The organism is Vannielia litorea (assembly GCF_018424695.1).
Classification (GTDB): domain Bacteria; phylum Pseudomonadota; class Alphaproteobacteria; order Rhodobacterales; family Rhodobacteraceae; genus Vannielia; species Vannielia litorea_A.
The window spans coordinates 1-22,084 of sequence record NZ_QTNQ01000033.1; the positions used below are offsets into that span (position 1 = coordinate 1).

General features: G+C 67.4%; 24 protein-coding genes. 12 read left to right on the forward strand and 12 right to left on the reverse strand.

Annotated elements, in window-relative coordinates; genetic code table 11:
• The 5 genes from DYI42_RS12535 to DYI42_RS12555 all read left to right on the forward strand — a co-directional run.
• Nucleotides 1-457: DUF2177 family protein (locus tag DYI42_RS12535; protein WP_342344657.1), on the forward strand; the 457-nt coding region annotated here is incomplete at its 5' end.
• A gap of 203 nt (nucleotides 458-660) precedes the next feature.
• The gene (locus tag DYI42_RS12540; protein ID WP_213546282.1) at nucleotides 661-1,050 is read left to right on the forward strand and encodes a DUF5071 domain-containing protein; all 390 of its coding nucleotides are present in this window, start codon (nucleotides 661-663) and stop codon (nucleotides 1,048-1,050) included.
• Nucleotides 1,051-1,233: 183 nt separating this feature from the next.
• Nucleotides 1,234-2,904 (forward strand): cytochrome c oxidase subunit I, encoded by a 1,671-nt coding sequence (gene ctaD, locus DYI42_RS12545; RefSeq protein ID WP_213546283.1) that lies wholly within the window; start codon nucleotides 1,234-1,236, stop codon nucleotides 2,902-2,904.
• A gap of 176 nt (nucleotides 2,905-3,080) precedes the next feature.
• Nucleotides 3,081-3,572 (forward strand): DUF2244 domain-containing protein, encoded by a 492-nt coding sequence (locus DYI42_RS12550; RefSeq protein ID WP_213546285.1) that lies wholly within the window; start codon nucleotides 3,081-3,083, stop codon nucleotides 3,570-3,572.
• On the forward strand, nucleotides 3,572-4,486 hold the full coding sequence (locus tag DYI42_RS12555; protein ID WP_213546286.1) for a hypothetical protein: 915 nt from the start codon (nucleotides 3,572-3,574) through the stop codon (nucleotides 4,484-4,486). The genes DYI42_RS12550 and DYI42_RS12555 overlap by 1 nt, the downstream gene beginning before the upstream one ends.
• A gap of 78 nt (nucleotides 4,487-4,564) precedes the next feature.
• Here the strand turns inward: DYI42_RS12555 and DYI42_RS12560 are convergent, their stop codons facing one another.
• Complete coding sequence (locus tag DYI42_RS12560) at nucleotides 4,565-5,029, reverse strand: GatB/YqeY domain-containing protein (RefSeq protein ID WP_213546287.1); 465 nt, start codon at nucleotides 5,027-5,029, stop codon at nucleotides 4,565-4,567.
• 224 nt (nucleotides 5,030-5,253) lie between these two features.
• On the opposite strand from DYI42_RS12560, the gene carA reads away from it, so the two are divergent.
• Complete coding sequence (gene carA / locus DYI42_RS12565; protein WP_213546288.1) at nucleotides 5,254-6,408, forward strand: glutamine-hydrolyzing carbamoyl-phosphate synthase small subunit; 1,155 nt, start codon at nucleotides 5,254-5,256, stop codon at nucleotides 6,406-6,408.
• A gap of 160 nt (nucleotides 6,409-6,568) precedes the next feature.
• The gene (locus DYI42_RS12570) at nucleotides 6,569-8,638 is read left to right on the forward strand and encodes a glycosyltransferase (RefSeq protein ID WP_244867887.1); all 2,070 of its coding nucleotides are present in this window, start codon (nucleotides 6,569-6,571) and stop codon (nucleotides 8,636-8,638) included.
• Here the strand turns inward: DYI42_RS12570 and DYI42_RS12575 are convergent.
• Nucleotides 8,613-9,254 carry a GntR family transcriptional regulator gene (locus DYI42_RS12575; RefSeq protein WP_213546289.1) on the reverse strand — a complete coding sequence of 214 codons (642 nt, stop codon included), beginning with the start codon at nucleotides 9,252-9,254 and terminating at the stop codon, nucleotides 8,613-8,615. The genes DYI42_RS12570 and DYI42_RS12575 overlap by 26 nt on opposite strands.
• 123 nt (nucleotides 9,255-9,377) lie before the next feature.
• Here DYI42_RS12575 and DYI42_RS12580 point away from each other — a divergent pair, with 123 nt between their 5' ends.
• Complete coding sequence (locus DYI42_RS12580; RefSeq protein ID WP_213546290.1) at nucleotides 9,378-10,037, forward strand: pyrimidine 5'-nucleotidase; 660 nt, start codon at nucleotides 9,378-9,380, stop codon at nucleotides 10,035-10,037.
• A gap of 183 nt (nucleotides 10,038-10,220) precedes the next feature.
• Nucleotides 10,221-11,405 carry an FAD-dependent monooxygenase gene (locus DYI42_RS12585; RefSeq protein ID WP_213546291.1) on the forward strand — a complete coding sequence of 395 codons (1,185 nt, stop codon included), beginning with the start codon at nucleotides 10,221-10,223 and terminating at the stop codon, nucleotides 11,403-11,405.
• Between the two features lie 14 nt (nucleotides 11,406-11,419).
• On the opposite strand, the gene DYI42_RS12590 is transcribed toward DYI42_RS12585, so the two are convergent.
• The 4 genes from DYI42_RS12590 to DYI42_RS12605 form a co-directional block, all read right to left on the reverse strand.
• Complete coding sequence (locus DYI42_RS12590) at nucleotides 11,420-12,550, reverse strand: aminotransferase class V-fold PLP-dependent enzyme (protein ID WP_213546292.1); 1,131 nt, start codon at nucleotides 12,548-12,550, stop codon at nucleotides 11,420-11,422.
• Between the two features lie 71 nt (nucleotides 12,551-12,621).
• Nucleotides 12,622-13,563 carry a universal stress protein gene (locus tag DYI42_RS12595; RefSeq protein ID WP_342344658.1) on the reverse strand — a complete coding sequence of 314 codons (942 nt, stop codon included), beginning with the start codon at nucleotides 13,561-13,563 and terminating at the stop codon, nucleotides 12,622-12,624.
• Nucleotides 13,502-13,975 carry an Lrp/AsnC family transcriptional regulator gene (locus DYI42_RS12600; RefSeq protein ID WP_213546294.1) on the reverse strand — a complete coding sequence of 158 codons (474 nt, stop codon included), beginning with the start codon at nucleotides 13,973-13,975 and terminating at the stop codon, nucleotides 13,502-13,504. Before DYI42_RS12600 ends, DYI42_RS12595 begins: the two co-directional genes overlap by 62 nt.
• On the reverse strand, nucleotides 13,972-14,427 hold the full coding sequence (locus DYI42_RS12605) for an Lrp/AsnC family transcriptional regulator (protein WP_213546295.1): 456 nt from the start codon (nucleotides 14,425-14,427) through the stop codon (nucleotides 13,972-13,974). The genes DYI42_RS12600 and DYI42_RS12605 overlap by 4 nt, the downstream gene beginning before the upstream one ends.
• A 135-nt stretch (nucleotides 14,428-14,562) precedes the next feature.
• On the opposite strand from DYI42_RS12605, the gene ilvC reads away from it, so the two are divergent.
• The 3 genes from ilvC to DYI42_RS12620 all read left to right on the forward strand — a co-directional run bounded on the left by ilvC (nucleotide 14,563) and on the right by DYI42_RS12620 (nucleotide 17,218).
• Nucleotides 14,563-15,585: a ketol-acid reductoisomerase gene (ilvC, locus tag DYI42_RS12610; protein ID WP_213546296.1), complete on the forward strand. Its 1,023-nt coding sequence runs from the start codon at nucleotides 14,563-14,565 to the stop codon at nucleotides 15,583-15,585.
• 78 nt (nucleotides 15,586-15,663) lie between these two features.
• On the forward strand, nucleotides 15,664-16,581 hold the full coding sequence (locus DYI42_RS12615; RefSeq protein ID WP_244867888.1) for a DMT family transporter: 918 nt from the start codon (nucleotides 15,664-15,666) through the stop codon (nucleotides 16,579-16,581).
• 115 nt (nucleotides 16,582-16,696) lie between these two features.
• Nucleotides 16,697-17,218, forward strand: a complete 522-nt coding sequence (locus DYI42_RS12620) for a hemerythrin domain-containing protein (protein ID WP_213546297.1) — start codon at nucleotides 16,697-16,699, stop codon at nucleotides 17,216-17,218.
• A 36-nt stretch (nucleotides 17,219-17,254) separates the two neighbouring features.
• On the opposite strand, the gene DYI42_RS12625 is transcribed toward DYI42_RS12620, so the two are convergent.
• The 6 genes from DYI42_RS12625 to DYI42_RS12650 form a co-directional block, all read right to left on the reverse strand.
• Nucleotides 17,255-17,437 (reverse strand): hypothetical protein, encoded by a 183-nt coding sequence (locus DYI42_RS12625; protein ID WP_244867889.1) that lies wholly within the window; start codon nucleotides 17,435-17,437, stop codon nucleotides 17,255-17,257.
• A gap of 157 nt (nucleotides 17,438-17,594) precedes the next feature.
• On the reverse strand, nucleotides 17,595-18,950 hold the full coding sequence (glmM, locus tag DYI42_RS12630; protein ID WP_213546299.1) for a phosphoglucosamine mutase: 1,356 nt from the start codon (nucleotides 18,948-18,950) through the stop codon (nucleotides 17,595-17,597).
• 10 nt (nucleotides 18,951-18,960) lie between these two features.
• Nucleotides 18,961-19,956 carry a dihydropteroate synthase gene (folP, locus tag DYI42_RS12635; RefSeq protein WP_213546300.1) on the reverse strand — a complete coding sequence of 332 codons (996 nt, stop codon included), beginning with the start codon at nucleotides 19,954-19,956 and terminating at the stop codon, nucleotides 18,961-18,963.
• Nucleotides 19,953-20,696 (reverse strand): dihydroneopterin aldolase, encoded by a 744-nt coding sequence (locus DYI42_RS12640; protein ID WP_213546301.1) that lies wholly within the window; start codon nucleotides 20,694-20,696, stop codon nucleotides 19,953-19,955. Before DYI42_RS12640 ends, folP begins: the two co-directional genes overlap by 4 nt.
• A 52-nt stretch (nucleotides 20,697-20,748) precedes the next feature.
• Nucleotides 20,749-21,318, reverse strand: coding sequence for a L,D-transpeptidase (locus DYI42_RS12645; protein ID WP_440870640.1), 570 nt, complete (start codon nucleotides 21,316-21,318; stop codon nucleotides 20,749-20,751).
• A 130-nt stretch (nucleotides 21,319-21,448) separates the two neighbouring features.
• Nucleotides 21,449-22,078 carry a cell wall hydrolase gene (locus tag DYI42_RS12650; RefSeq protein ID WP_213546326.1) on the reverse strand — a complete coding sequence of 210 codons (630 nt, stop codon included), beginning with the start codon at nucleotides 22,076-22,078 and terminating at the stop codon, nucleotides 21,449-21,451.
• Between the last annotated feature and the right edge of the window lie 6 nt (nucleotides 22,079-22,084).

The following is a 22,084-nucleotide window of genomic DNA, read 5'->3' on the forward strand; positions in this document are numbered from 1 at the left end:
AGGCCCCCTTGCCTGCCGCCAAAGCGCCCTACCTCCTTTCCACCCCAAAGGAGAGATCCCGATGATCCCGCTCTACGCCATCACCGCCGTCCTCTTCCTGGCCATCGACGCCGTGATGCTGACGCTGGTGATGAAACCGCTCTTCACCCGCCACCTCGGCAACGCCATGCGAGACGGCCCCCTGCTGGCCCCCGCCGGGCTGTTCTACCTCGCCTATGTCGCGGGCCTCGTCTTCCTCGTCTCCGCCCCCGCCCTGCGCGATGCCGAACCGACCCGCGCCCTGCTGCACGGCGCGGTGATCGGCGCCATGGCCTATGGCACCTACGAGTTCACCTCCATGGCGATCATGAAAGACTGGTCCTGGGCCATGGTCGTGACCGACACCACATGGGGCGCGGTCCTCACAGGCTTCTCCGCCTGGGCCGGGGTGGCCCTGATGCTGCGCTTTCAGGGCTGAACAGCCCCCCGATTCGCCACTTCCCCCGGGCGGGCGCGCGCCCCTTCTGCGCCGCCTCAGGCTTCCTGCCGCCGCGCCGGCCAACCCTTGCCCGACCGCGGCCACCTCTAGCTGCAAGGCCGGTGCCGCCCCACGGCCCATGTCCGCTTGCCCACCAACATCTGCCCCTTGCCCAGATCCACAACACCTCCCACATTCGGGGCATGGAACCCCACCCCTGCCTCCCGACCGACAAGCATGATGTCGAAGCCGTCCGCCGCGCCGCCGCGCTCAGCCCGGTGGCGCTCGAACCGCTGCTGCCCGATTTGCTCGAATGGCTGCAAGATGCCAACTGGCCGGTCGCCAGCCCCGTGGCCGATTGCCTCGCCGGGGCGGGCCCCGCGCTGCTGCCGCCGCTGCGCCGCATCCTGCGCGGCGACGATGGCGCGTGGAAATACTGGCTGCTTGAGCTGCTGCCGCCCCGCCTGCCCGCGCCTCTCTTCGAGGCGCTGCGCCCCGAGATCGAACGACTCGCCTCCGCACCCACACCCGAGGACCGCCGCGAAGAGGTTCACCTCGCCGCCCGCGGCGCACTGGCGGCGGCCCCGGGCTGATACAGCCCTCACCACCTGTCGGGCGCGGGCAATTTTCCACCCCCTGCGACCACTTGCACATTGCCGTTCCTGAATGCGATCCGTAAAAGCGGAAGCGGAAGGGAGAGCCGGGCCGTGCTGCGCGAAGCGTCGGCCCATGTCTCGCCCCATGGGATAAACTACGCAAGCCGGGAGGCAGCACCTATGGCGGACGCCACCGTTCACGGTCACGACCACGAGGACAACCGGTCCTTCTTTACCCGTTGGTTCATGTCGACCAACCACAAGGATATCGGGATCCTCTACCTGTTCACTGCCGCGGCGGTGGGCTTCATCTCGGTGGCCTTCACCGTCTACATGCGGATGGAGCTGATGAGCCCCGAGGTGCAGTTCATGTGCGCCGAAGGCGCGCGGATGCTGCCCTCCGGCGAGGAATGCACGCCCAACGGCCACCTCTGGAACGTGCTGGTCACGGCCCACGGCATCCTGATGATGTTCTTCGTGGTGATCCCGGCGCTCTTCGGCGGCTTCGGCAACTACCTGATGCCGCTCCAGATCGGCGCGCCCGACATGGCCTTCCCGCGGATGAACAACCTGTCCTACTGGCTCTACGTCGCCGGCACCGCGCTTGCCGTGGCCTCGGTGCTCTCGCCGGGCGGCAACGGCCAGCTCGGCTCGGGCGTGGGCTGGGTGCTCTACCCGCCGCTGTCGACCAACGAAAGCGGCTATTCGATGGACCTCGCGATCTTCGCGGTGCACGTCTCGGGTGCCAGCTCGATCCTCGGCGCGATCAACATGATCACCACCTTTCTGAACATGCGTGCCCCTGGCATGACCCTGTTCAAGGTGCCGCTCTTCAGCTGGTCGATCTTCGTGACCGCATGGCTGATCCTGCTGGCCCTGCCGGTGCTCGCCGGCGCCATCACCATGCTGCTGACCGACCGGAACTTCGGCACCACCTTCTTCGCCCCCTCGGGCGGCGGTGACCCGATCCTCTACCAGCACATCCTGTGGTTCTTCGGCCATCCCGAGGTGTACATCATCATCCTGCCGGGCTTCGGGATCATCTCCCACGTCATCGGCACCTTCGCCCGCAAACCGATCTTCGGCTACCTGCCGATGGTCTGGGCGCTGATCGGGATCGGGGTGCTGGGCTTCGTCGTCTGGGCGCACCACATGTACACCGTCGGCATGTCGCTGACCCAGCAGAGCTACTTCATGCTGGCGACCATGGTGATCGCAGTGCCCACCGGCATCAAGATCTTCTCCTGGATCGCCACCATGTGGGGCGGCTCCATCGAGTTCAAAACCCCGATGCTCTGGGCCTTCGGCTTCCTGTTCCTCTTCACCGTGGGCGGCGTCACCGGCGTCGTGCTGTCCCAGGCCGGGATCGACCGCGCCTATCACGACACCTACTACGTCGTGGCGCACTTCCACTACGTGATGAGCCTCGGTGCCGTGTTCTGCATCTTCGCGGGGATCTACTTCTACTTCCCCAAGTTCACCGGCAAGATGTACTCGGAGACCGCAGGCAAGATCCACTTCTGGGCCATGTTCATCGGCGCAAACCTGACCTTCTTCCCCCAGCACTTCCTGGGCCGTCAGGGCATGCCGCGCCGCTACATCGACTACCCCGAAGCCTTCGCCTTCTATAACTACATCTCGTCGATCGGCGCTTTCCTCAGCTTCGCCAGCTTCGTGTTCTTCATCGTCACGATCTTCTACGCGATGCGCAAAGGCGCCCCCTCGCCCGCGGCCAACCCGTGGAACGAGCACGCCGACACGCTGGAGTGGACCCTGCCCTCCCCGCCGCCGGAGCACACCTTCGAGATCCTCCCCAAACGCGAGGACTGGGACAAGGTCGCCCACCACTGAGGCGGACCGCCACGAACACGAAAGGCCCCGGCATCGCGCCCGGGGCCTTTTGCTTTCCGGGCGATAAAACAAGTCCCGCCCTGCGAGCGGAGCTGCGAAGAGCGGCCGCGCCGCAAGGCAAGGCCCCGATGAGCAGCCCCCTCGCCCCCGCTCCCACGCCGCGATAAACTCACGCCATGCCCTACACCTGGCACACCCCGCCCCCTCCGGGCACCCTCACCAAGCTCTCGGCCTGGCCCTTCCGCTCGTTGCCGAAAATCGGATTCGTCTGGTTCATCGGCGGCACCGCGGCGCTGCTCTGCGTGCCGCTGATTCCGGCCATAGGCACGCCGGTGCTCTGGGGCCTCCTGCCCTTCATGCTGGGGGCGCTCTGGCTGCTCTACTTTCTGCTGCAGAAGAACTACCGCGACGCCGAGATCCTCGAAGAGCTCACCCTCTGGCCCGACCGGCTGCTGCTCACGCGGCACAACCCCAAGGGCGCGGCCCTGAGCTGGGAGGAAAACCCGCACTGGGTCCGCGTCACCCTGCACCGCTCGGGCGGGCCGGTGCCAAATTACATCACCCTCTCCGGCAAGGGCCGGGAGGTTGAAATCGGCGCCTTCCTCAGCGAAGAGGAGCGCATCGCGCTCCACGCCGAGCTTGCCGCCCTGCTGCCGCTGAGAGACTGATGGCCCAACAGCCCGCCACCCCCAAATGGAAACGCGCCGCGCTGCGCGCCGCCGCCGCGCTCTCGCCCGCGCTGGCGCGCGCACTCGGGCCCGCGCCCTCCGAAGCCGCGGCGCTGTCGCGCCGCGGGCACCTCGTGGCGGCGCCTTCGGCGCCGGAGGTGGTGTTCATACTGCCACTCGTCGGCAAGCACCACGTGGGCGACTGGGCCACGGTGGAGGCGCGACTCTGCGAGACGCTTGCCAGCTTCACCGCCCAGACCGACGGGCACTGGCGCGCCCTGATCTGCGGGCAGGACGCGCCCACGCTTCCGCCCGATCTTGAACACGACGCCCGTATCACCTTCCTCCCCTTCACCGAAACCGTCGAGGGCAACGACAAGTGGAAGAAGCTCGCCGCCCTCTGCCGCGCCCTGCCTGCGCAAGGGCCCGAGGATGGCTACGTGATGCCTTTCGACGCAGACGACCTGCTGGCCCCCGGCGCGGTGGCCGAGATGCGCACGCGCCGCGCGCCCGGCGGCTACCTCGTGGAACAGGGCTGGCTGCTGAACGCCGGCACCGGCACCTTCGCCCGCGCCGCGCCCCGCAGCCTGGCCCAGCCGGGCCAAAAGCCCTTCTGGAAGCTCTGCGGCTCCTGCGCCGCCTTCCGCTGCTCCCGCGATCCCGCCGAGGCCGCCTTTCTGGAGGCGCTCACCGGGCACGAGCACCGGATGTTCCCCTACCTCGCCGCCCTGGCCGGGCGGCCCCTCGCCCCGCTGCACGCGCCCGCCGCGCTCTACATCCTGAACCACGGAGAGAACTTCGGCGCGCGGCGCGGGCGGGTGAGCTTCAAGGCGCGATTCGTGGAGCGCTTTGCGGTGTCGGCGGAGGAGGAGGCGCAGATTCGCGCAGCGTTTCCGGGCCTGAGCGCCGATTGAGCCGACGGAGTGGGGGCGCTGCCCCCACACCCCCGGGATTTTCGATGAGCAATGAGAAGCGGAGCGGCCCGCCGTCTCTCAGGCCAGCCGGTCCTTCACCATCGGGCCGACGGTGCCGAAATCCATCTGGCCGGTGTAGCGCTCTTTCAGGATGCCCATGACCCGGCCCATATCGCGGATGCTCTCGGCGCCGGTCTCCTCGATCGCCTCGGTCACCGCCGCCTCGGCCTCATCCTCCGAGAGCTGCTGCGGCAGGAACTCCTCGATCACCTTCACCTCGGACAGCTCCCGCTCGGCCAGGTCCAGCCGCCCGCCTTCCTCATAGGCGCGCGCGCTCTCCTGCCGCTGCTTCACCATCTTGCCAAGGATGCCCAGCACCTCGGCATCCGTCACCCCGGCCTCGCCTGCCCCGGTTTCTCCCCGGTTGGCGATGTCCTTGTCCTTGATGGCGGCATTGATCAGCCGCAGCGTCGAGAGGCGGTCGGCCTCCTTGGCCTTCATGGCCTCCTTCAGCGCGGTCGACACGCGAGTGCGGATATCCATACGGTTGAGATCCCTGATTGCGCCCGCCGCGCAAGTTGAGTGGTTGCGCGTCCCCCGGGCCAGACAAGGGCACACCCTACTTGGCCACGCCGCGCGGGGCAAGCCGGGCCGCGCCGGACGTGACGGAAACACCACGTTTCGCCCCGCTTGACGCCCCGCGCCCACCGCCCTAGACACGGGCGGATTTGCCCCGACTGACCCTCACCGCCAAAGGAGTCGCGCCCATGCCCAGCCAGCCCAAACCCACCGCCTGCCTCGCCCTTGCCGACGGCACGCTGTTCTACGGACAGGGCTTCGGGGCGACGGGCGTGAAAACCGCCGAGCTGTGCTTCAACACCGCGATGACCGGCTACCAGGAGATCATGACCGATCCCTCCTACGCCGGCCAGATCGTCACCTTCACCTTCCCCCATGTCGGCAACGTGGGCGTGAACCCCGAGGATGACGAAACCGCCGATCCGGTGGCCGAGGGCATGGTGGTGAAATGGGATCCCACCGAGCCCTCCAACTGGCGCGCCGCCGAGCAGTTGCAGGACTGGCTGGCGCGGCGCGGGCGCGTGGGCATCGGCGGGCTCGATACCCGGCGGCTGACCCGGGCGATCCGCCAGCAGGGCGCGCCCCATGTGGCGCTGGCCCATGACCCGGAGGGCAACTTCGACATCGAGGCGCTGATCGCCGCCGCACGCGGGTTCTCCGGGCTCGAGGGGCTCGATCTGGCAAAGGATGTGACCTGCGCCCAGAGCTACCGCTGGGACGAGATGCGCTGGGCCTGGCCCGAAGGCTTCACCAAGCGCGAAGGGCCGGGCCACAAGGTGGTGGCCATCGACTACGGCGCCAAGCGCAACATCCTGCGCTGCCTCGCCTCCGCAGGCTGCGACGTGACGGTGCTGCCTGCCACGGCAACGGCGGAAGAGGTGCTGGCCCACGGCCCCGACGGCGTGTTCCTCTCCAACGGCCCCGGCGATCCGGCGGCGACGGGTGAATATGCCGTGCCGATGATCAAGGAAGTGCTGGCCAGGGAGATCCCCGTCTTCGGCATCTGCCTAGGCCACCAGATGCTGGCGCTGGCGCTCGGGGCACGGACGATCAAGATGAACCACGGCCACCACGGCGCCAACCACCCGGTGAAGGATCTGACGACAGGCAAGGTCGAGATCACCTCGATGAACCACGGCTTCACGGTGGATAGCCAGACCCTGCCCGAGGGTGTGCACGAAACCCACGTGAGCCTCTTCGACGGCTCCAACTGCGGCATCGCGGTGGAGGGCAAACCGGTATTTTCGGTGCAATACCACCCCGAGGCCAGCCCCGGCCCGCAAGACAGCTTCTACCTTTTCGAGCGCTTCGCCGAAGCAATGAAGCAGAAGGTGCCAGGCTGAGGGCTTCCCCAGCGGACCCCATGCTCTCAGCATGGGAATTAACCGATCCTTAACCAATCGGGCGGCAATGTGACGGGGCGGGGGCTGCTGGGCCTCCGCGACTGCCGCCGGGAGCCTGCCATTTTCTTCCCGGTGCCACCAGGGGAAGGAAACGCGCTCAATGAGCCCGCAGCCACAGCGCAGCGTGGCCGGCGCCGCACCCGCTCTTTCCGAGAGCGCGCTGCAGCTCGTCACACCCGAACATCCGCCCGAGGCCGAACGCCCGAGGCTGGGCAAGATCCTGGTCGAATCCGGCGCACTGGACCCGGGTGACCTTTTGAAGGCCCTTTCGATGCAGGCCCGCGAGGAGGCACGACTGGGCGACATTCTCCTCGCCCACAGCATGATTACCCGGCCCCAGCTGATGGCCGGCCTGGCCCAGCAATGGGGCGCCCGCATCGTCGATCCGCTTTTCGAACCGCCCGACCCAAGGCTGGTCGATCGCCTGAGCCCGGAGCGCTGCCTGCGCGACGGCCTGCTGCCCTGGCGTCGCGGTGGCTCGCTCACCATCATCGTCACCGCGCGCCCGCATTTCTTTGCCCGCCACCAGGAAGAGCTGACCCGCCTCTTCGGGCCGGTCGTCATGGCACTGGCCCAGGAGCAGGAAATCTATCGCGCCGTCCAGCAGATCCGCGCCAAGGATCTGGTGCGCAAGGCCGAAACCAAGGTCGCCGAGCCGCTGAGTTGCCGCGAGTTTCTCACCCGGCGCAAGCAGCGTGTGCTCATCGCGCTCTGCACCGCGCTTGTTCTGATCAGCCTCGCGGCACCCGCCGCCTTGCTTGCCCTGCTCACCGTCTGGGCCGTGGTCACGCTGGTGCTTCAGATGGCCCTGAAGGCCGCCGCCACCACCTTCGCCTGGCAACGCCTGCGCGCCGACCGCCGCGAACGACACCGCCGCACCGCCGCGCTGGAGGCGGCCGCCCAGGCCGCACAGCAAACCGGCCCGCTGCCTCTTGCCTCCGCCCTTCCCGCCTTCAACAGCCGCCGCAACCGCCCGGCCATCGCCCGGCTGCCAGTGGTGTCTGTCATGGTGCCGCTGTTCCGCGAAGAGCATATCGCCAGCCACCTCGTGCGCCGCCTCTCCCGGCTGACCTACCCCAAGGAGCTGCTCGACGTCTGCCTGGTGATGGAGGCCTCCGATGACACCACCCGCCTCACCCTCTCGCGCACCCACCTGCCGCCGTGGATTCGCGTCATCACCGTGCCGCGCGGGGCGGTGCAAACCAAGCCGCGCGCGCTGAACTACGCGCTGGAGTTCTGCCGCGGCTCCATCGTCGGCGTCTGGGATGCCGAGGATGCCCCTGACCCGGACCAGATCCACAAGGTGGTGCAACGCTTCCACGAGCGCCCGCCGAAAGTGGCCTGCCTGCAAGGCGCCCTCGACTTCTACAATGCGGGCACCAACTGGCTCTCTCGCTGCTTCGCGGTGGAATATGCCAGCTGGTTCCGCGTGGTGCTGCCCGGGCTGGCGCGGCTGGGCTGGCCGATTCCGCTGGGCGGCACCACGCTGTTCTTCCGCCGCGAGGCGCTGGAGAACATCGGCGGGTGGGATGCCCATAACGTCACCGAGGATGCCGACCTCGGCATGCGGCTGGTGCGCCTGGGCTATCGCACGGAGCTTGTGCAAAGCACCACCTTCGAGGAGGCCAACTGCCGCGCCCTGCCCTGGGTCAAGCAGCGCTCCCGCTGGCTTAAGGGCTATGCCCTCACATGGGCGGTGCACATGCGCAAGCCCCGCCAGCTCTGGCGCGATCTCGGGGCCTGGCGCTTCGCCGGGTTCCAGCTGCTGTTTCTCGGCGCGCTCTCGCAATTCATCCTCGCCCCCCTCCTCTGGAGCTTCTGGCTCGTGGTGCTCGGCCTCTGGCACCCGGTCGCGGCGGTGCTGCCCGGCTGGGCGATATGGACTCTCGCGGGCACCTTCCTCGCCTCGGAGCTGGTCAACATCGCCGTCGGCCTCACCGGCACCCGGCTCGCGGGCCACCTTGCCCTGCGCAAATGGGTGCCCACGCTGCACTTTTACTACCCGCTGGGGGCGCTGGCCTCCTACAAGGCGCTCTGGGAGATCGTCACCAAGCCGTTCTACTGGGACAAAACCACACACGGGCTGCACCACGAGGATGAAGATGAGCTCGCCCCTGTGCTGGTGCTCGACAGCCCCGCGCCCGTCAGTCCTGCGCCGCGTCCAGCTTGAGCCGCTGCTCGAAGGCCGCCGAGATGTGGCGGCGCAGCGCCTCGCCCGCGCCCGCCTCGTCGCGGGCGGCCAGGGCATCCACGATCGCCTGGTGCTCTGCCAGCGCTGCCTCGCCCCGGCCCTCGCCCGCCAGCGAGGTGGTGGCCAGAAGCGCCATCGACCGATGCACCAGATCCAGCTGCTGGATCAGGAAGCGGTTGTGGCTGGCCAGGTGGATCTGCCGGTGAAACCGCCGGTTGGAGCGGGACAGCGCCAAAGGGTCATCCACCTTCGCCCGGTCCTCCTCCACCATCTGGCTCAGCACCTTCACCTCCTCGGTCGTCGCATGCCGGGCGGCCAGCCGCGCCGCCAGCCCCTCCAGTTCGGCCCGCACCACGTATAGCTCGGCCAGCTCGTTGTGGTCGAGCGAGGCGACGATCAGGCTGCGCCCGTCGCGCACCAGCAGCCCCTGCGTCTCCAGCCGCTGCAACGCCTCGCGGATCGGCGTGCGCGACACGCCGAAGCGCTCCGCCAGCTCGCTCTCCACCAGCCGGTCGCCGGGCTTGTAGGTGCCCAGATCGATCGCGTCGAGAATGAGCCCGTAGGCATCGCCCTGCGTGGGCCGTGCGCTTGGCATAGCGAGGTCTCCTGTCTTCGTCCGGCGACACTATGCCCCCCCGTCCCCGCAAGGCAAGCCGCCGTCACGCCGCAGGCCCACCTCCCCTTGCGCCCAACACCGGGCGGCCCTAGCGTCCGCGCCATGTCACATGCCCCCCTCTTCTCCCACGTCGCCGCCTGGGTCTTCGACCTCGACAACACGCTCTACCCGCCCGAGGCCCGCCTGTTCGACCAGATCGAGGTGCGCATGACCGCCTGGGTCATGGAGGCCCTCGGGATCGAGCAGCCCGAGGCCAACGCCCTGCGCAAGAAGTACTGGGCCGACTACGGCACCACGCTCGCCGGGTTGATGGAGGTGCACGGCCTCGACCCGGCCCCCTACCTCACCCACGTCCACGACATCTCGCTCGACCATCTGGAGGCCGACGACGCGCTCGCCGCCGCCATCGCCGCCCTGCCCGGCAACAAGTTCGTCTACACCAACGGCTCCCGGCCCTATGCCGAGCGGGTGCTTTCCGCGCGCGGCCTCTCCGGCCTCTTCGACGAGGTGTTCGGCGTTGAGCACGCTGGCTTCCGCCCCAAGCCCGAGCGCGCGGCCTTCGAGACCGTCTTCAAAAAGGCCGGGCTGGACCCGGCCCGCGCCGCCATGTTCGAGGATGATCCCCGCAACCTCGCCGCGCCCCACGCGATGGGCATGCGCACCGTGCTCGTCACCCCCGAGCCGCTGGCGGCGCCGCACATCCACCATCACACCTCCGACCTCACCGGCTTTTTGCGCCCGGTCGCCCGCGCGGCGGGGTAACCCTTCGGCGTTTTGCAAAACTGCATATGCATGGGATGTGCATGCCTTGTGCATCACTTGTGCCCTCCTGCTTTCCAGGGTTAACGCCGATTTCCACCGCCTCGCCCCTGCATTTCCGCAAAACGCTGCCTGCGATTATCCGCCCCCTTGGCAATTGCGCGTCCCGCGCCCTAAATCCCGACCATGGCACGTGAAACCACCGATATCCTGATCGCCGGGGCCGGCATCGCCGGGCTGACCGCCGCCGCCTGTTTCGCCCAGGCCGGATACAGTGTCACCCTCGCTGCGCCCGGCGCCCCGAAACGGGATAGAACGCAAGGCGATCAACGCTCTACCGCCTTTCTCGACCCGGCGATCGAGCTCTTCTCCGAGGCCGGTCTTTGGGATCAACTCGCGCCCCACGCTCAGCCGCTGCAAGAGCTGCACATCACCGACACCACGGGCTGGCCGCCCCAGATCCGCGACAGCCGCGCCTTCGCCTCAGAGGCCCCCGGCACGCCCCCGCTGGCGCAGAACCTGATGAACTGGCGCATCGCCGACGTGCTGCTCAACGCGCTGGAATCGCTGCCGAATGTCACGCTCCACTGGGGCGCTGGCTTTGCTTCGATGGTCACCCGCGAGGGCGAGGCGCTGGTGCGGCTCACCGATGGCACCGGCCTGCGCGCCCGCCTCGTGATCGGCGCCGACGGGCGCGAAAGTGCTGTGCGCGAAGCCGCCGGAATCCCTGCCGAAATCTCCCGCTTCGGCCAGAAGGCCCTCGCCTTCTCTGTCACCCACCCGGAGCCGCATCGCAACATTTCCACCGAGGTCTACAACCAGGGCGGCCCCTTCACTCTCATCCCGCTCCCCGATGACGATGGCACGCCGACTTCAGCGGTCGTATGGATGAACCCGGGCCCCGAGGCAATGCGCCTGCAAGCCCTTGAGCCGGAAGATTTTTCTGCCGAGGCCACCACCCGCTCCGCCGGCCTGCTCGGCCCGCTCACCCTGGCCTCTCCCCGCGCCCTCTTCCCGATCATCACGCTCCGCGCCAAGGCCCTGACCGCCCAGCGCACCGCGCTCATCGCCGAGGCGGCCCACGTGATCCCGCCCATCGGCGCGCAGGGGCTCAACACCTCGCTGAATGACCTTGCCGCCCTGCTCCACAGCGCCTCGCCGGACCGCTTGGGCTCCCGGCAACACCTTGATGCCTATGAAAAATCCCGTGCCCACGACGTGGCCGCGCGGGTCGCGGCCATCGCGCTCTACAACCGGCTCACCCGCTCCGGCCTGCCGCCGCTGCAATCGCTGCGGCTCTCTGGGTTGAAGGCCGTGGCCGATGTGCCGCCGCTGCGCCGGGCGGTGATGCGGGCGGGCATGGGCGGTTAACCCGCCCTTAAGCCTCAGGCGATAACCTTGTCCAACACCCGCTCGAGCCGTCCGAGCGTCGCCTCAACATCCGCCAGCTTGTCGAGCCCGAAGAGCCCGATGCGGAAGCTCTTGTAGTCGGCCCCTTCGTCCACCATCAGCGGCACGCCCGCTGCAATCTGCACGCCCTCGGCGGCGAATGCGCGGCCCGTCTGCAGTTCCGGATCGTCGGTGTACACCACCACAACGCCCGGCGCGCCAAACCCCTCTGCGGCCACGCTTTTCAGGCCCTTGCGGGCCATCAGTGCCCGCGCCCCGTCGCCCAGCGCCTGCTGTGCGGCCTTCACCTCGCCGAAGCCCCGCGCCTCGGTTTCCTTCAATGCGTCGCGGAACACCCGCAGCGCATCGGTCGGCATCGTTGCGTGGTAGGCGTGGCCGCCGTTCTCATAGGTCTGCATGATCGCCAGCCATTTGCCGAGGTCGCAGGCAAAGCTGTCGGATTTTGTCTCCGCCACCTTCTCCTCGGCCCGCGCCGAGAGCATGACAAGGCCCGCCGAGGGCGGGGCCGACCAGCCTTTCTGCGGCGCCGAGATCAGCACGTCCACGCCGGTGGCTTCCATGTCGACCCAGATGCAGCCCGAGGCGATACAATCAAGCACCATCAGCCCGCCAACCTCATGAACGGCCTTGGAAATTTCGGCGATGTACTCATCCGGCAGGATCATGCCCGAGGCCGTCTCGACATGGGGCGCGAAGACCAGAGCCGGCGCTTCGGCCTTGATCCGGGCCACCACCTCTTCCACCGGCGCGGGCGCAAAGGCGGCCGTCGCCTCGTTGCCCTCGCGCCGGGCCTTCATCACGATCTCGTCCGAGGGGATGCCCCCGGCCGCAAAAATCTGGCTCCAGCGGTAAGAGAAAAACCCGTTGCGCACCACCAGCACCGTCGCATCCTTGGCAAGCTGCCGCGCCACGGCCTCCATCGCATAGGTTCCCCCGCCCGGCACCACCGCCACGGCATGGGCGTTGTAGCAAGCCTTCAGACCGGCGGAGATGTCACGCATAACCTCCTGAAATGCCTGGCTCATGTGGTTCAATGAGCGGTCGGTGAACACCACCGAGAATTCCAGCAGCCCGTCCGGGTCAATGTCTCCGCGCAAGGCACTCATGGGGCGATCCTCCGTTTAAGGTCGCCAACAGCTATCGCCAACCGCGCCCAAGTCAAAGCCCCTACTTCGTCTTACCGGCGAACGACCAGCACATCGCAAGGCGGTGTCCGGATGAGATCCTCGGTGAACCTTCCCAGAAGTGAAATCGAAATCGCGACCCGGCCATGCGCACCCACTGCAATGAGTTCTGGCTGGAAGCTCTCGATTTCCTTGTCGAGGCTCGAAGACACCGCGCCCACAGAGGGAACCGGTTGTTCCATCTGCTCGGGCAACTGTGCCCTCTTCCACCAGTCCCCAAGTTCGCGTTGTGCCTCATCGATGAACGGCGAGAGCGCCTTCGCGCTGTCTTGCGGGGCCAAAAGCCCCCGGTAGGGCACATGGACGGCGTGAAATGCCTTGAGAACGGCTTCTGGCGCAACCCGCCCGGCCGCCTGCGCCGCAGCCTCGCAGGCGGGCGAAAGGTCGATCCCGCACAACACACGCTCGTAGGCGCCTGTCACGGGCCCCGACGCCAGCAGCACCGGCCGCTCACTGGCGCGCACGATGCGCTCCATGGTTGTCCCGGTGAAAATGTCCCAGAAAGGCCGTGGCCGATGCACCCCGAGCACCAGCAGATCCGCGTCGATACTGGATGCGCTGGTGGTGATCGCTGCCACAGGCTCGACCGTTTCCACGCGGATTGCCGCCTTGCGCTCCGAGATTGTCCCACATTGGGCGACCAGCTGTGCCTCCGCTTCCGCAGCCATCACAGTTGCTATTTTCTCAGGCAAGTCCTCATCTACAACTGTGAGCACAGTCAGCTCCGCATCCATCTCTTCCGCGAGGCGAAAGGCGCGACGCAATGCGCGGTCTGACCTTTCGGAAAGGTCGGTTGCAATTAGGATCCTTGTCATGGCGAACTCCTTTCCACGAGCATACCATGAGCCGAGTGAACCTTGAACTGAATCACTCTCAACCTTGCCCGGCCAAGCCCCCCAACGGCCCGGGGCGCCGCTCTTCGGTGAGCAGCACATTGGCCTCCACGTTGCCCACGCCGGGCAGCGCCATGATCCGCCGCCGCAGCACCCGCTCGAAATCGGCGAGGTCGCGGGCGGTGACGCGCAGGCGATAATCATACAGCCCCAGCACGTGCTCCACCGTCTGCACCTCCGGAATCGCGCTCACGGCCCGCTCGAAATCATCCAATGAAACCCGCCCTTTCGTCGCCAGCTTCACACCGAGGAACACCGTCACGCCAAAGCCCAGCTTTTCCGCATCCAGTCGCAACCGTTGCCCGCGGATCGCCCCCGACTCCCTGAGCCGCCTGATCCGCCGCCAGGCCGCCGGCTGCGAGAGGCCCAGGCGCCGCCCCACGGCCCCGGCAGACTGGCGACCGTCCGCCTGCAGGGCCGCCAGGATCTTCCAGTCGATTTCATCGAGGGTCATACCGGCAATGCCTCCTGCACCTTGATCCGGCTCACATGCATCAGCGCCTCGATATCGGCGATATGGGGCAGCGCCATGATCTTCTCGCGGTAAATGCCCGTCCAATGCCCCATGTCGCGGGCAATGACCTCCAGTCGCACGTCAACCCGGCCCAGAAAGGTTTGAATTTCAGTCACTTCCCGCACAGCGCGCGCGGCTTCAAGAAATTCGTCAAAGGCGCGTGGTAGGGTTTTGTCGAGCGTGATCCGCAGGCTCACCCGCACCGCAAACCCAAGCGCCTCCCAGTCGATCATCGCTTCCTGCCCCCGGATGACGCCGTCACGCTCCATCCGCTCGACCCGCCGCCAGGCCTGCTGGGCGGAAAGTCCCACCCGCTCGGCCAGCTCGTTGGCCTTCAGCGTCGGTTCGGCCTGAAGCTGGCGCAGGATGCGCCTGTCGTGGTCGTGGAGCATGAGTTTTTCACATTTATGTACCTAGATGAATTAACTTTTCGCCGAAAGCGTCAAGAACGTCAACTCTCACTCTCCCACACCCGGCACCACAGGGCTACAACCCACCGCAATGAAACCACTCCCGGAGGGAAAACCATGCGCGTGTATTATGACCGCGATTGCGACATCAACCTGATCAAGGACAAGAAGGTGGCCATCCTCGGCTACGGCTCGCAGGGCCACGCCCATGCGCTGAACCTGCGCGACAGCGGCGCCAAGAACGTAGCCGTCGCCCTGCGCGAAGGCTCGCCCTCCGCCAAGAAGGCCGAAAGCGAAGGCCTGCAGGTGATGGGCATCGCCGAGGCCGCCGCCTGGTGCGATCTGATCATGTTCACCATGCCCGATGAGCTTCAGGCCGAGACCTACAAGAAATACGTGAAGGACAACCTCAAGCCCGGCTCCGCCATTGCCTTCGCCCACGGCCTCAACGTGCACTTCGGCCTGATCGAGGCGCCCGCCGAGGTCGACGTGATCATGATGGCACCCAAGGGCCCCGGCCACACCGTGCGCGGCGAATACACCAAGGGTGGCGGCGTGCCCTGCCTCGTGGCGGTGCACAACGACGCCACCGGCAAGGCGCTGGAAATCGGCCTCTCCTACTGCTCCGCCATCGGCGGCGGCCGCTCGGGCATCATCGAGACCAACTTCCGCGAAGAGTGCGAAACCGACCTCTTCGGCGAGCAGGTGGTGCTCTGCGGCGGCCTCGTCGAGCTGATCCGCATGGGCTTTGAAACGCTGGTGGAAGCCGGTTACGCCCCCGAGATGGCCTATTTCGAGTGCCTTCACGAGGTGAAGCTGATCGTGGACCTGATCTACGAAGGCGGCATCGCCAACATGAACTACTCGATCTCCAACACCGCCGAGTATGGCGAATATGTCTCCGGCCCGCGCATCCTGCCCTACGACGAGACCAAGAAGCGCATGAAAGAGGTGCTGACCGACATCCAGAAGGGCGTGTTCGTGCGCGACTTCATGCAGGAAAACGCCGTCGGCCAGCCCAACTTCAAGGCCACCCGCCGGATCAACGACGAGCACCAGATCGAGGAAGTCGGCGAGAAGCTGCGCGCCATGATGCCCTGGATCTCCGCCGGCAAGATGGTCGACAAAGAGCGCAACTAAGCCTCTGCCTGCAAAGGCCCAAGCAAAACCGAGCAACCCCGGCCACCGCGCCGGGGTTGTCTGTTCCCGGAGATACAAATGAACGTGCAACCCCCTGAAATCACGGCCAGAAGCTGGGCGATGATCGCCACGCTCGGCGTGGTCTGGGGCGGCACCTTCATGGTCCAGAGTCTCGCACTGCAAACCACCGCCCCTTTCTGGGTGGCAGCGGCGCGCGTCAGCTTCGCCGCGCTGCTGACCTTTCTGGTCTGGCGCCTGCGCGGCGGGCGCATGTTTACCACCACGCAAACCGACTGGCCCCGCCTCACCCTCGTGGCCCTGCTCTCCTCCGCCATTCCCTTCATGTGCCTGAGCTGGGGGCAGCAGTTTGTGCCCTCGGCCTTCGCCGGGGTCTCCATGGCCAGCGTCACGCTCTTCATTCTGCCACTGGCGCACCTGTTCCTGCCCGGCGAGCGGATGACCCTGCGCCGCACGGCCGGGTTCCTGCTTGGCTTTGCTGGCGTCGCCGCACTCATCGGGCCCGAAGCGCTCTCGGCGACAGGCGCAGCGAATGAAAGCTGGGGCCGGGCGGCCTGCCTCGGCGCAGCCTGCTGCTATGCCGTCTCCTCGGTGATGATGCGCCGCCTGCCGCCGATCGACCCCATCGGCCTCACCTTCGCCACCGTCGGCATTGGCGCGCTCTTCGTGATCCCGGTCGCCGCCATCACCCATGGCGCGCCCGCCAACCCGGGCCCCCAGGGCCTGCTGCTGCTCGCCCTGCTCGGCCTCGTCCCCACCGCCGGGGCCAACCTGCTGCGCATCCTCGTGATCCGCTCCGCCGGCCCGGTATTCATGAGCCTCACCAACTACCTCGTGCCGCTCTGCTCCATCCTCTTCGGCTGGCTCATCCTGTCCGAGCAGCTGCCCGCCTCGCTCTTTCTCGGCATGGCACTGATCCTCGCAGGCGTGCTCCTCAGCCAATTGGGCGCGCTCACCCGGCTATTTCGCCGCCAGTGAGCGACAGCGCACACGTCTCCGGGCCGTATCGCGCATTGATATAACATAACATCACGCCCATCTGCCCCGCATGACCAACCTTCATGTGAGCACAAGAGGGGGCCTGCCGACTGAGATGCAGACCCTCCTTCGGGCCACCCCGCGCGAAACCTGGCCGGGGCACCCGAACTTCGCCGCCTCCGTCCAGAGCTGGATGGGGGCTCACCAGATGTTCCGCGACCTCGCCCGAGTCACGCGGGAAGATACCGAGGACTATCTCGACAAGGAGATGGACGATGCCGCCTTCACCCGCTCCCTCGCCCGCTACGGCGACCGGCTGGTGCGCAACCTCCACGGCCACCACGCCTGGGAGGACCGGCGGTTCTTTCCCGAGCTGAACGCGGCGGATGACCGCTTCGAGGCAGGGCTGGAGATGCTGGAAAGCGACCACATCGAGATGGATGCCCTGCTGGAGCGGTTTACCCGCAAGGGCAACCGCATCATCCAGCTGGCCCATCTGGACCCGCCGCAGATGGCCGAAGAGGCCCGCGGCTTCCATGATGAGGCCGTGGCGGCAGAGGCCTTTCTCGCCCGTCACCTGACGGATGAGGAGGATCTCGTGGTGCCGATCATCCTGCACCACAAGCTGCGTGGCTGATGGCGCGGGCCTGCCCTCACCGGCAGGCCCAACCCGTCACGTCGCCGGATCGAGCCGCACGTTGGCGTCGATCTGCGGCGCCATCGTGCACCACCGCTCGCCGTTGTAGACCCAATGCGCCTCGCGGGTCTCGGCCCGCAACACCACCCGGTCCTCCGAGAGGTCCATCAGGTGGGCGGGCATCAGGCTCAAAAACAGGTAGAGGGCTTCGGTCGTCATGCACATGGGAAGGCTCCTTGCGGGCTGCTCGAATGGTCCTCCCATGAGACAAGCCTGCGCCTTTTCTGCGGTGCAGCATAGCCTGCCGCGCCGGCCGCATGACCGCCCGCAGCATATCCCTCGAAACTGAGCAATTTCTGAACCGGGCGCCCGGAAATCAGGCAGCAGGCGCTCCGGCAGCCTCCACCTCGGCCACGATGCTGTCCACGACGCGCTCCAAAAGCGCCTCGTCCTCGCATTCGGCCATCACCCGGATCAGCGGCTCGGTGCCGCTCTTGCGGATCAGCAGCCGCCCCTGCCCGGCCAGCTCGGCCTCCGCCGCTTCCAGCCGTGCCTTCACCGAGGCCGCGCCCAACGGATCGGCCCCCGCCTCGTAGCGCACGTTCTTCAACAGCTGCGGCACCGGCTCAAAGCTGCGGGCCAGCTCGCTCGCCTTGCGGCCCGTGCCCACCATCGCGGCCAGAAACTGGATGCCCGCCAGCAGCCCGTCGCCGGTGGTGGCATAATCCGTCATCACGATATGCCCCGACTGCTCGCCACCCAGGTTGAACCCGCCCGCGCGCATCCGCTCCACCACGTAGCGGTCGCCCACGCCCGTGCGCTCCAGCCGCAGGCCCCGCCCTTCCAGAAAGCGCTCGAGCCCGAGGTTGCTCATCACAGTGGCCACCAGCGCGCCGCCCTTGAGGATGCCGAGGTCACCCCAGCGGGCCGCCAGCAGCGCCATCACCTGGTCGCCATCCGCAATCTTGCCATTCTCATCGATGATCATCACCCGGTCGGCATCACCATCGAGGCAGATGCCCACATCTGCGCCATGGGCCACCACCGCCTCGGCGGCGGCTTGCGGCGCGGTCGAGCCGCAGTTTTCATTGATGTTGTAGCCGTTGGGAGAAACGCCCAGCGGCACCACCTCGGCGCCCAGCTCCCAGAGCACTTCGGGCGCAGTCTTGTAGGCCGCGCCATTGGCGCAATCGACCACCACCTTCAGCCCCGAGAGCGAGGCCCCCACCGGAAAGCTCGCCTTGGCCCGCTCCACGTAGCGAAAGCGGCCATCGTCGATCCGCTTGGCGCGCCCGATGTTCTCCGCTGCCGCAGGCTCCACACCGGAGGCCACAAGCGCCTCGATCTCCTCCTCGGCCTCGTCCGAGAGCTTGAAGCCGTCTGGCCCGAAAAACTTGATCCCGTTGTCATGCGCCGGGTTGTGGGAGGCCGAAATCATGATGCCCAGATCGGCGCGCATCGAGCTGGTCAGGTAGCCCACCGCCGGTGTCGGTACCGGGCCGAGCAGCAGCACGTTCATGCCTGTGCTCGTCAGCCCCGCCGTCAGCGCATTCTCGAACATGTAGCCCGAAAGCCGGGTGTCCTTGCCGATCACCACCCGGTGCCCGCTGGCCCCGTCCCGGCGAAAGTAGCGGCCCGCCGCCGCACCCAGCTTCAGCGCCATTTCGGCGGTCATCGGGGCGGCGTTGGCCCTGCCCCGCACCCCGTCGGTTCCAAACAGCGTCCTGCCCATAGCAGCCCCCTCACATGCCCCATTGCGCGGCGGCGAGCCTCAGGCCCTGCCGCGTTTCCCGCGCATCATGCACCCGTAATAGCTGCACCCCCTGCCCTGCAGCAAGCACGGCCAGCGCGAGGGAGCCGGGCATGCGCTCCGCCGCCACATCTTCGCCCGCGAGCTTGCCGATGAAGCCCTTGCGCGAGACACCCAGCAACATCGGGCAGCCCAGCGCATGAAACAGCGAGAGGCGTCCGAGCAGGGCCAGGTTGTGATCCATCGTCTTGCCAAAGCCGATCCCCGGGTCCACCACGATGCGGGCCCGGTCGATGCCCGCAGCCTCCGCCGCGACAATGCGGGCGGCGAGGTGGTCATAGACATCGAGCAGAACATCGGTGTAGCGCGGATCGTCCTGCATCGTCTCGGGGCTGCCCTGCGCGTGCATCAGGCAAATCGGCACGCCCGCCTGAGCCGTCACCTGCGCGATCTCCGGGTCGAACAGCATGGCCGAGACGTCGTTTACCATGTCGGCCCCGGCGGCCAGCCCTGCGCGGGCCACCTCCGCCTTGCGGGTGTCGAGCGAGATTGGCGCGGTGCAGCCTGCCGCGCGCAGCCGCTCCATCACCGGCACCACCCGGGCGATCTCATCCCGAACGGCCACTTCTTCGGCCCCGGGGCGGGTGCTTTCGCCGCCGATGTCGAGCATGTCGCCCACCTCGGCGAGCGCCAGCGCGTTCTCAAGCTCGCGGCCCGCGTGGAGCCCGCCATCAGAGAAGCTGTCCGGGGTGAGGTTGAGAATGGCCATCACGCGGGGCGCATCCATGGAGAGGCCCGCCAGCGCCGCACGCGGCGCTGTGAGCGGGGCCAGCTCCTCCGCCGTCAGCGACGCGGCGGGCATGATCGCAGGCGGCGCATCGCGCGTCAGCAGCTCAACCCGGTCAAACCAGCACCAGCCCCCGGCCAGCGTCAACGCGCCTTCGGGGCGGGCCGGATCTGTCTGCACGAGCGGGCGGATGTATCTCATGGCGCCAGCTCTGCCGCGATCCACGCCGCCAGCGCCTCGGGGCGCGCTTCCGGCGGCTCCACGGCGGCGAGCACCAGCTTCGACGGCGCCCAGAAGGCCGGAATGCCCTGCGCCGCGCAAAAGCCGATCTCGGTGCGGCTTGCCACCACCCGGGCGCCTTCCACGCTCTCGGCGGCGATCCAGGCCGCCTGCTCCATCGCCAGCAGCATCACCCGCGCCCGCGCCTCGTCTCCGCGCGCGCGTGGAACGTAGCCCGGCGTCACCACGTAGAGCACCGGGCCATCGGCGGGCGGCACGGCGGAGCCCAGCACCATCAGGCAAACCTCGGGCACGGCGGCGGGCAGCGCGACCGGCTCCACCTCACCGCGCACCCGCAGCGCCTCGACGCCCAGCACGAATTCGCCCCGCTCCAGCTTGTCGATCCGCACCGCCATGCGGCTGACGCGCGGCTCCGAGAAGACGCGCGCCGCGATCCGGTCGACCAGGGTTTCCAGCAGGTCCACCCGGCCCTCTGCCAGCGAGGCATCGACCGCGCCGATAAGCGTGTCGTAGCTCACCACCTTGTCGACATCGTCGCCCGCAGGCTCGCCCACCACCTCGGCATGCACCTCGAAGCACAGCTTCTGCACCACGCCGCGCTCGTCGGCAAAGGCGCCGATCTCAACGTCGCGGTAGAGTTCGCGAAGGGCGATCACATCGCGGGGGGCATGATGCGAAAAGGCGAGGCCGGTTTCATCCATGCCTCGCCTCTTTCCATGACCTGCGACCAAGTTCAATGGCCGCGCGGCTTTATCAGATCACACGCACCTGCGTGCCGATCGGGGTGAGCTCAAAGAGCTCCGCGATCAGCTCGTTGTAGGTGCCAATGCAGCCCGAAGACGAGCGACGCCCGATCTTGCGGGTGTCATGGGTGCCGTGGATCAGGTAGGCGGGCCAGCTGAGATACATCGCATGGGTGCCCAGCGGGTTGTCGGGGCCCGGCGGCATGTAATGCAGGCTCGGGTCGCGCTCCATCATCGAGGCCGTCGGCGTCCAGTCAGGGCCGACCTTCTTGCGCACCACTTCAGTGTACCCGGTGCGCTTCAACTCATCGGTCAGCGGCACGGAGGTTGGGTAAACCTTGTAAACCGAGCCGTCGCCCGACCAGAAGTGCAGCGCCCGGCTGATCGTGTCGCAGACGATCGTGGCCTTGCCGAGGTCGCTGAAGTGGTCGCGCCAGTCCTGCGCCTGAAAGCTCGACGCGTTGCGACGCACCTTCTCCTGGCTGCGGATGGCGGTCGGGTCGATCTGCTCGGCCCAGCTCACGGCGGGCACGGCGGCCAGCGCGGCGGTGCCGGCAAGAAGGCGTCGTCTGGAAATCATCGGATACATGCCTCTGTCATGAACACGCGGTTGAACCTCAACTGCCATGTCGCGGAATGGTTCGCCACTCACATATCAGTGAAATGGAATGCGACAGGGCCGCGTTGCAGCGCGGCCATGCCGGCAGGGCTTACGAGCTGGGGTGACGGTAGAAGCTGTGCACGCCGATACGGGCGGTGCGCGGAAACTTCCGGGCCCAGGACGGGCGCACGGCATTGGTGTGATAATGCGTGGCGCCGGCGGTCAGCTGCCGCGGGGCGCCGTTCAGCATCAGCCAGGCGATCTTGCCAACCCGTTCATAGGCCGCAGGCTCACGGATCGCGTCGGAGTAACCATCGCAGGTGTAGGTGAACTGGCACTGGTATTTGCGCCCGGTGCCCTGGTGGATCACACCGCAGACAGTCGAGGGGTAGAGCCCCGAGTTGACGCGGTTCAGGATCACCTCGGCCACGGCAAACTGGCCCTTCACCGTCTCGCCGCGCGCCTCGAAGTAGAGTGCCTCGGCAAGGCAGGCCCATTCGGCCCCGCCCTTGCGGCTCGGCTGGCTGTCGATCCAGCCGCGACCGTAGCTCACCTTGATCGAGCCGGGGGTGCCGAGGCTGCTGCGCGGCGTGGTCGCCAACCGCTTGATCCGCTTGCCGCTCACCGCCTGAAACGCCTTGCGCTCCTGTCCCAGCAGCGCATCGAGGCGCCGGTCCAGTTGGGGGTCGGTGGGCTGAGTGGCGTCAATCACCTCCGTCGGCACTGTCGAGGTCGACATCACCGT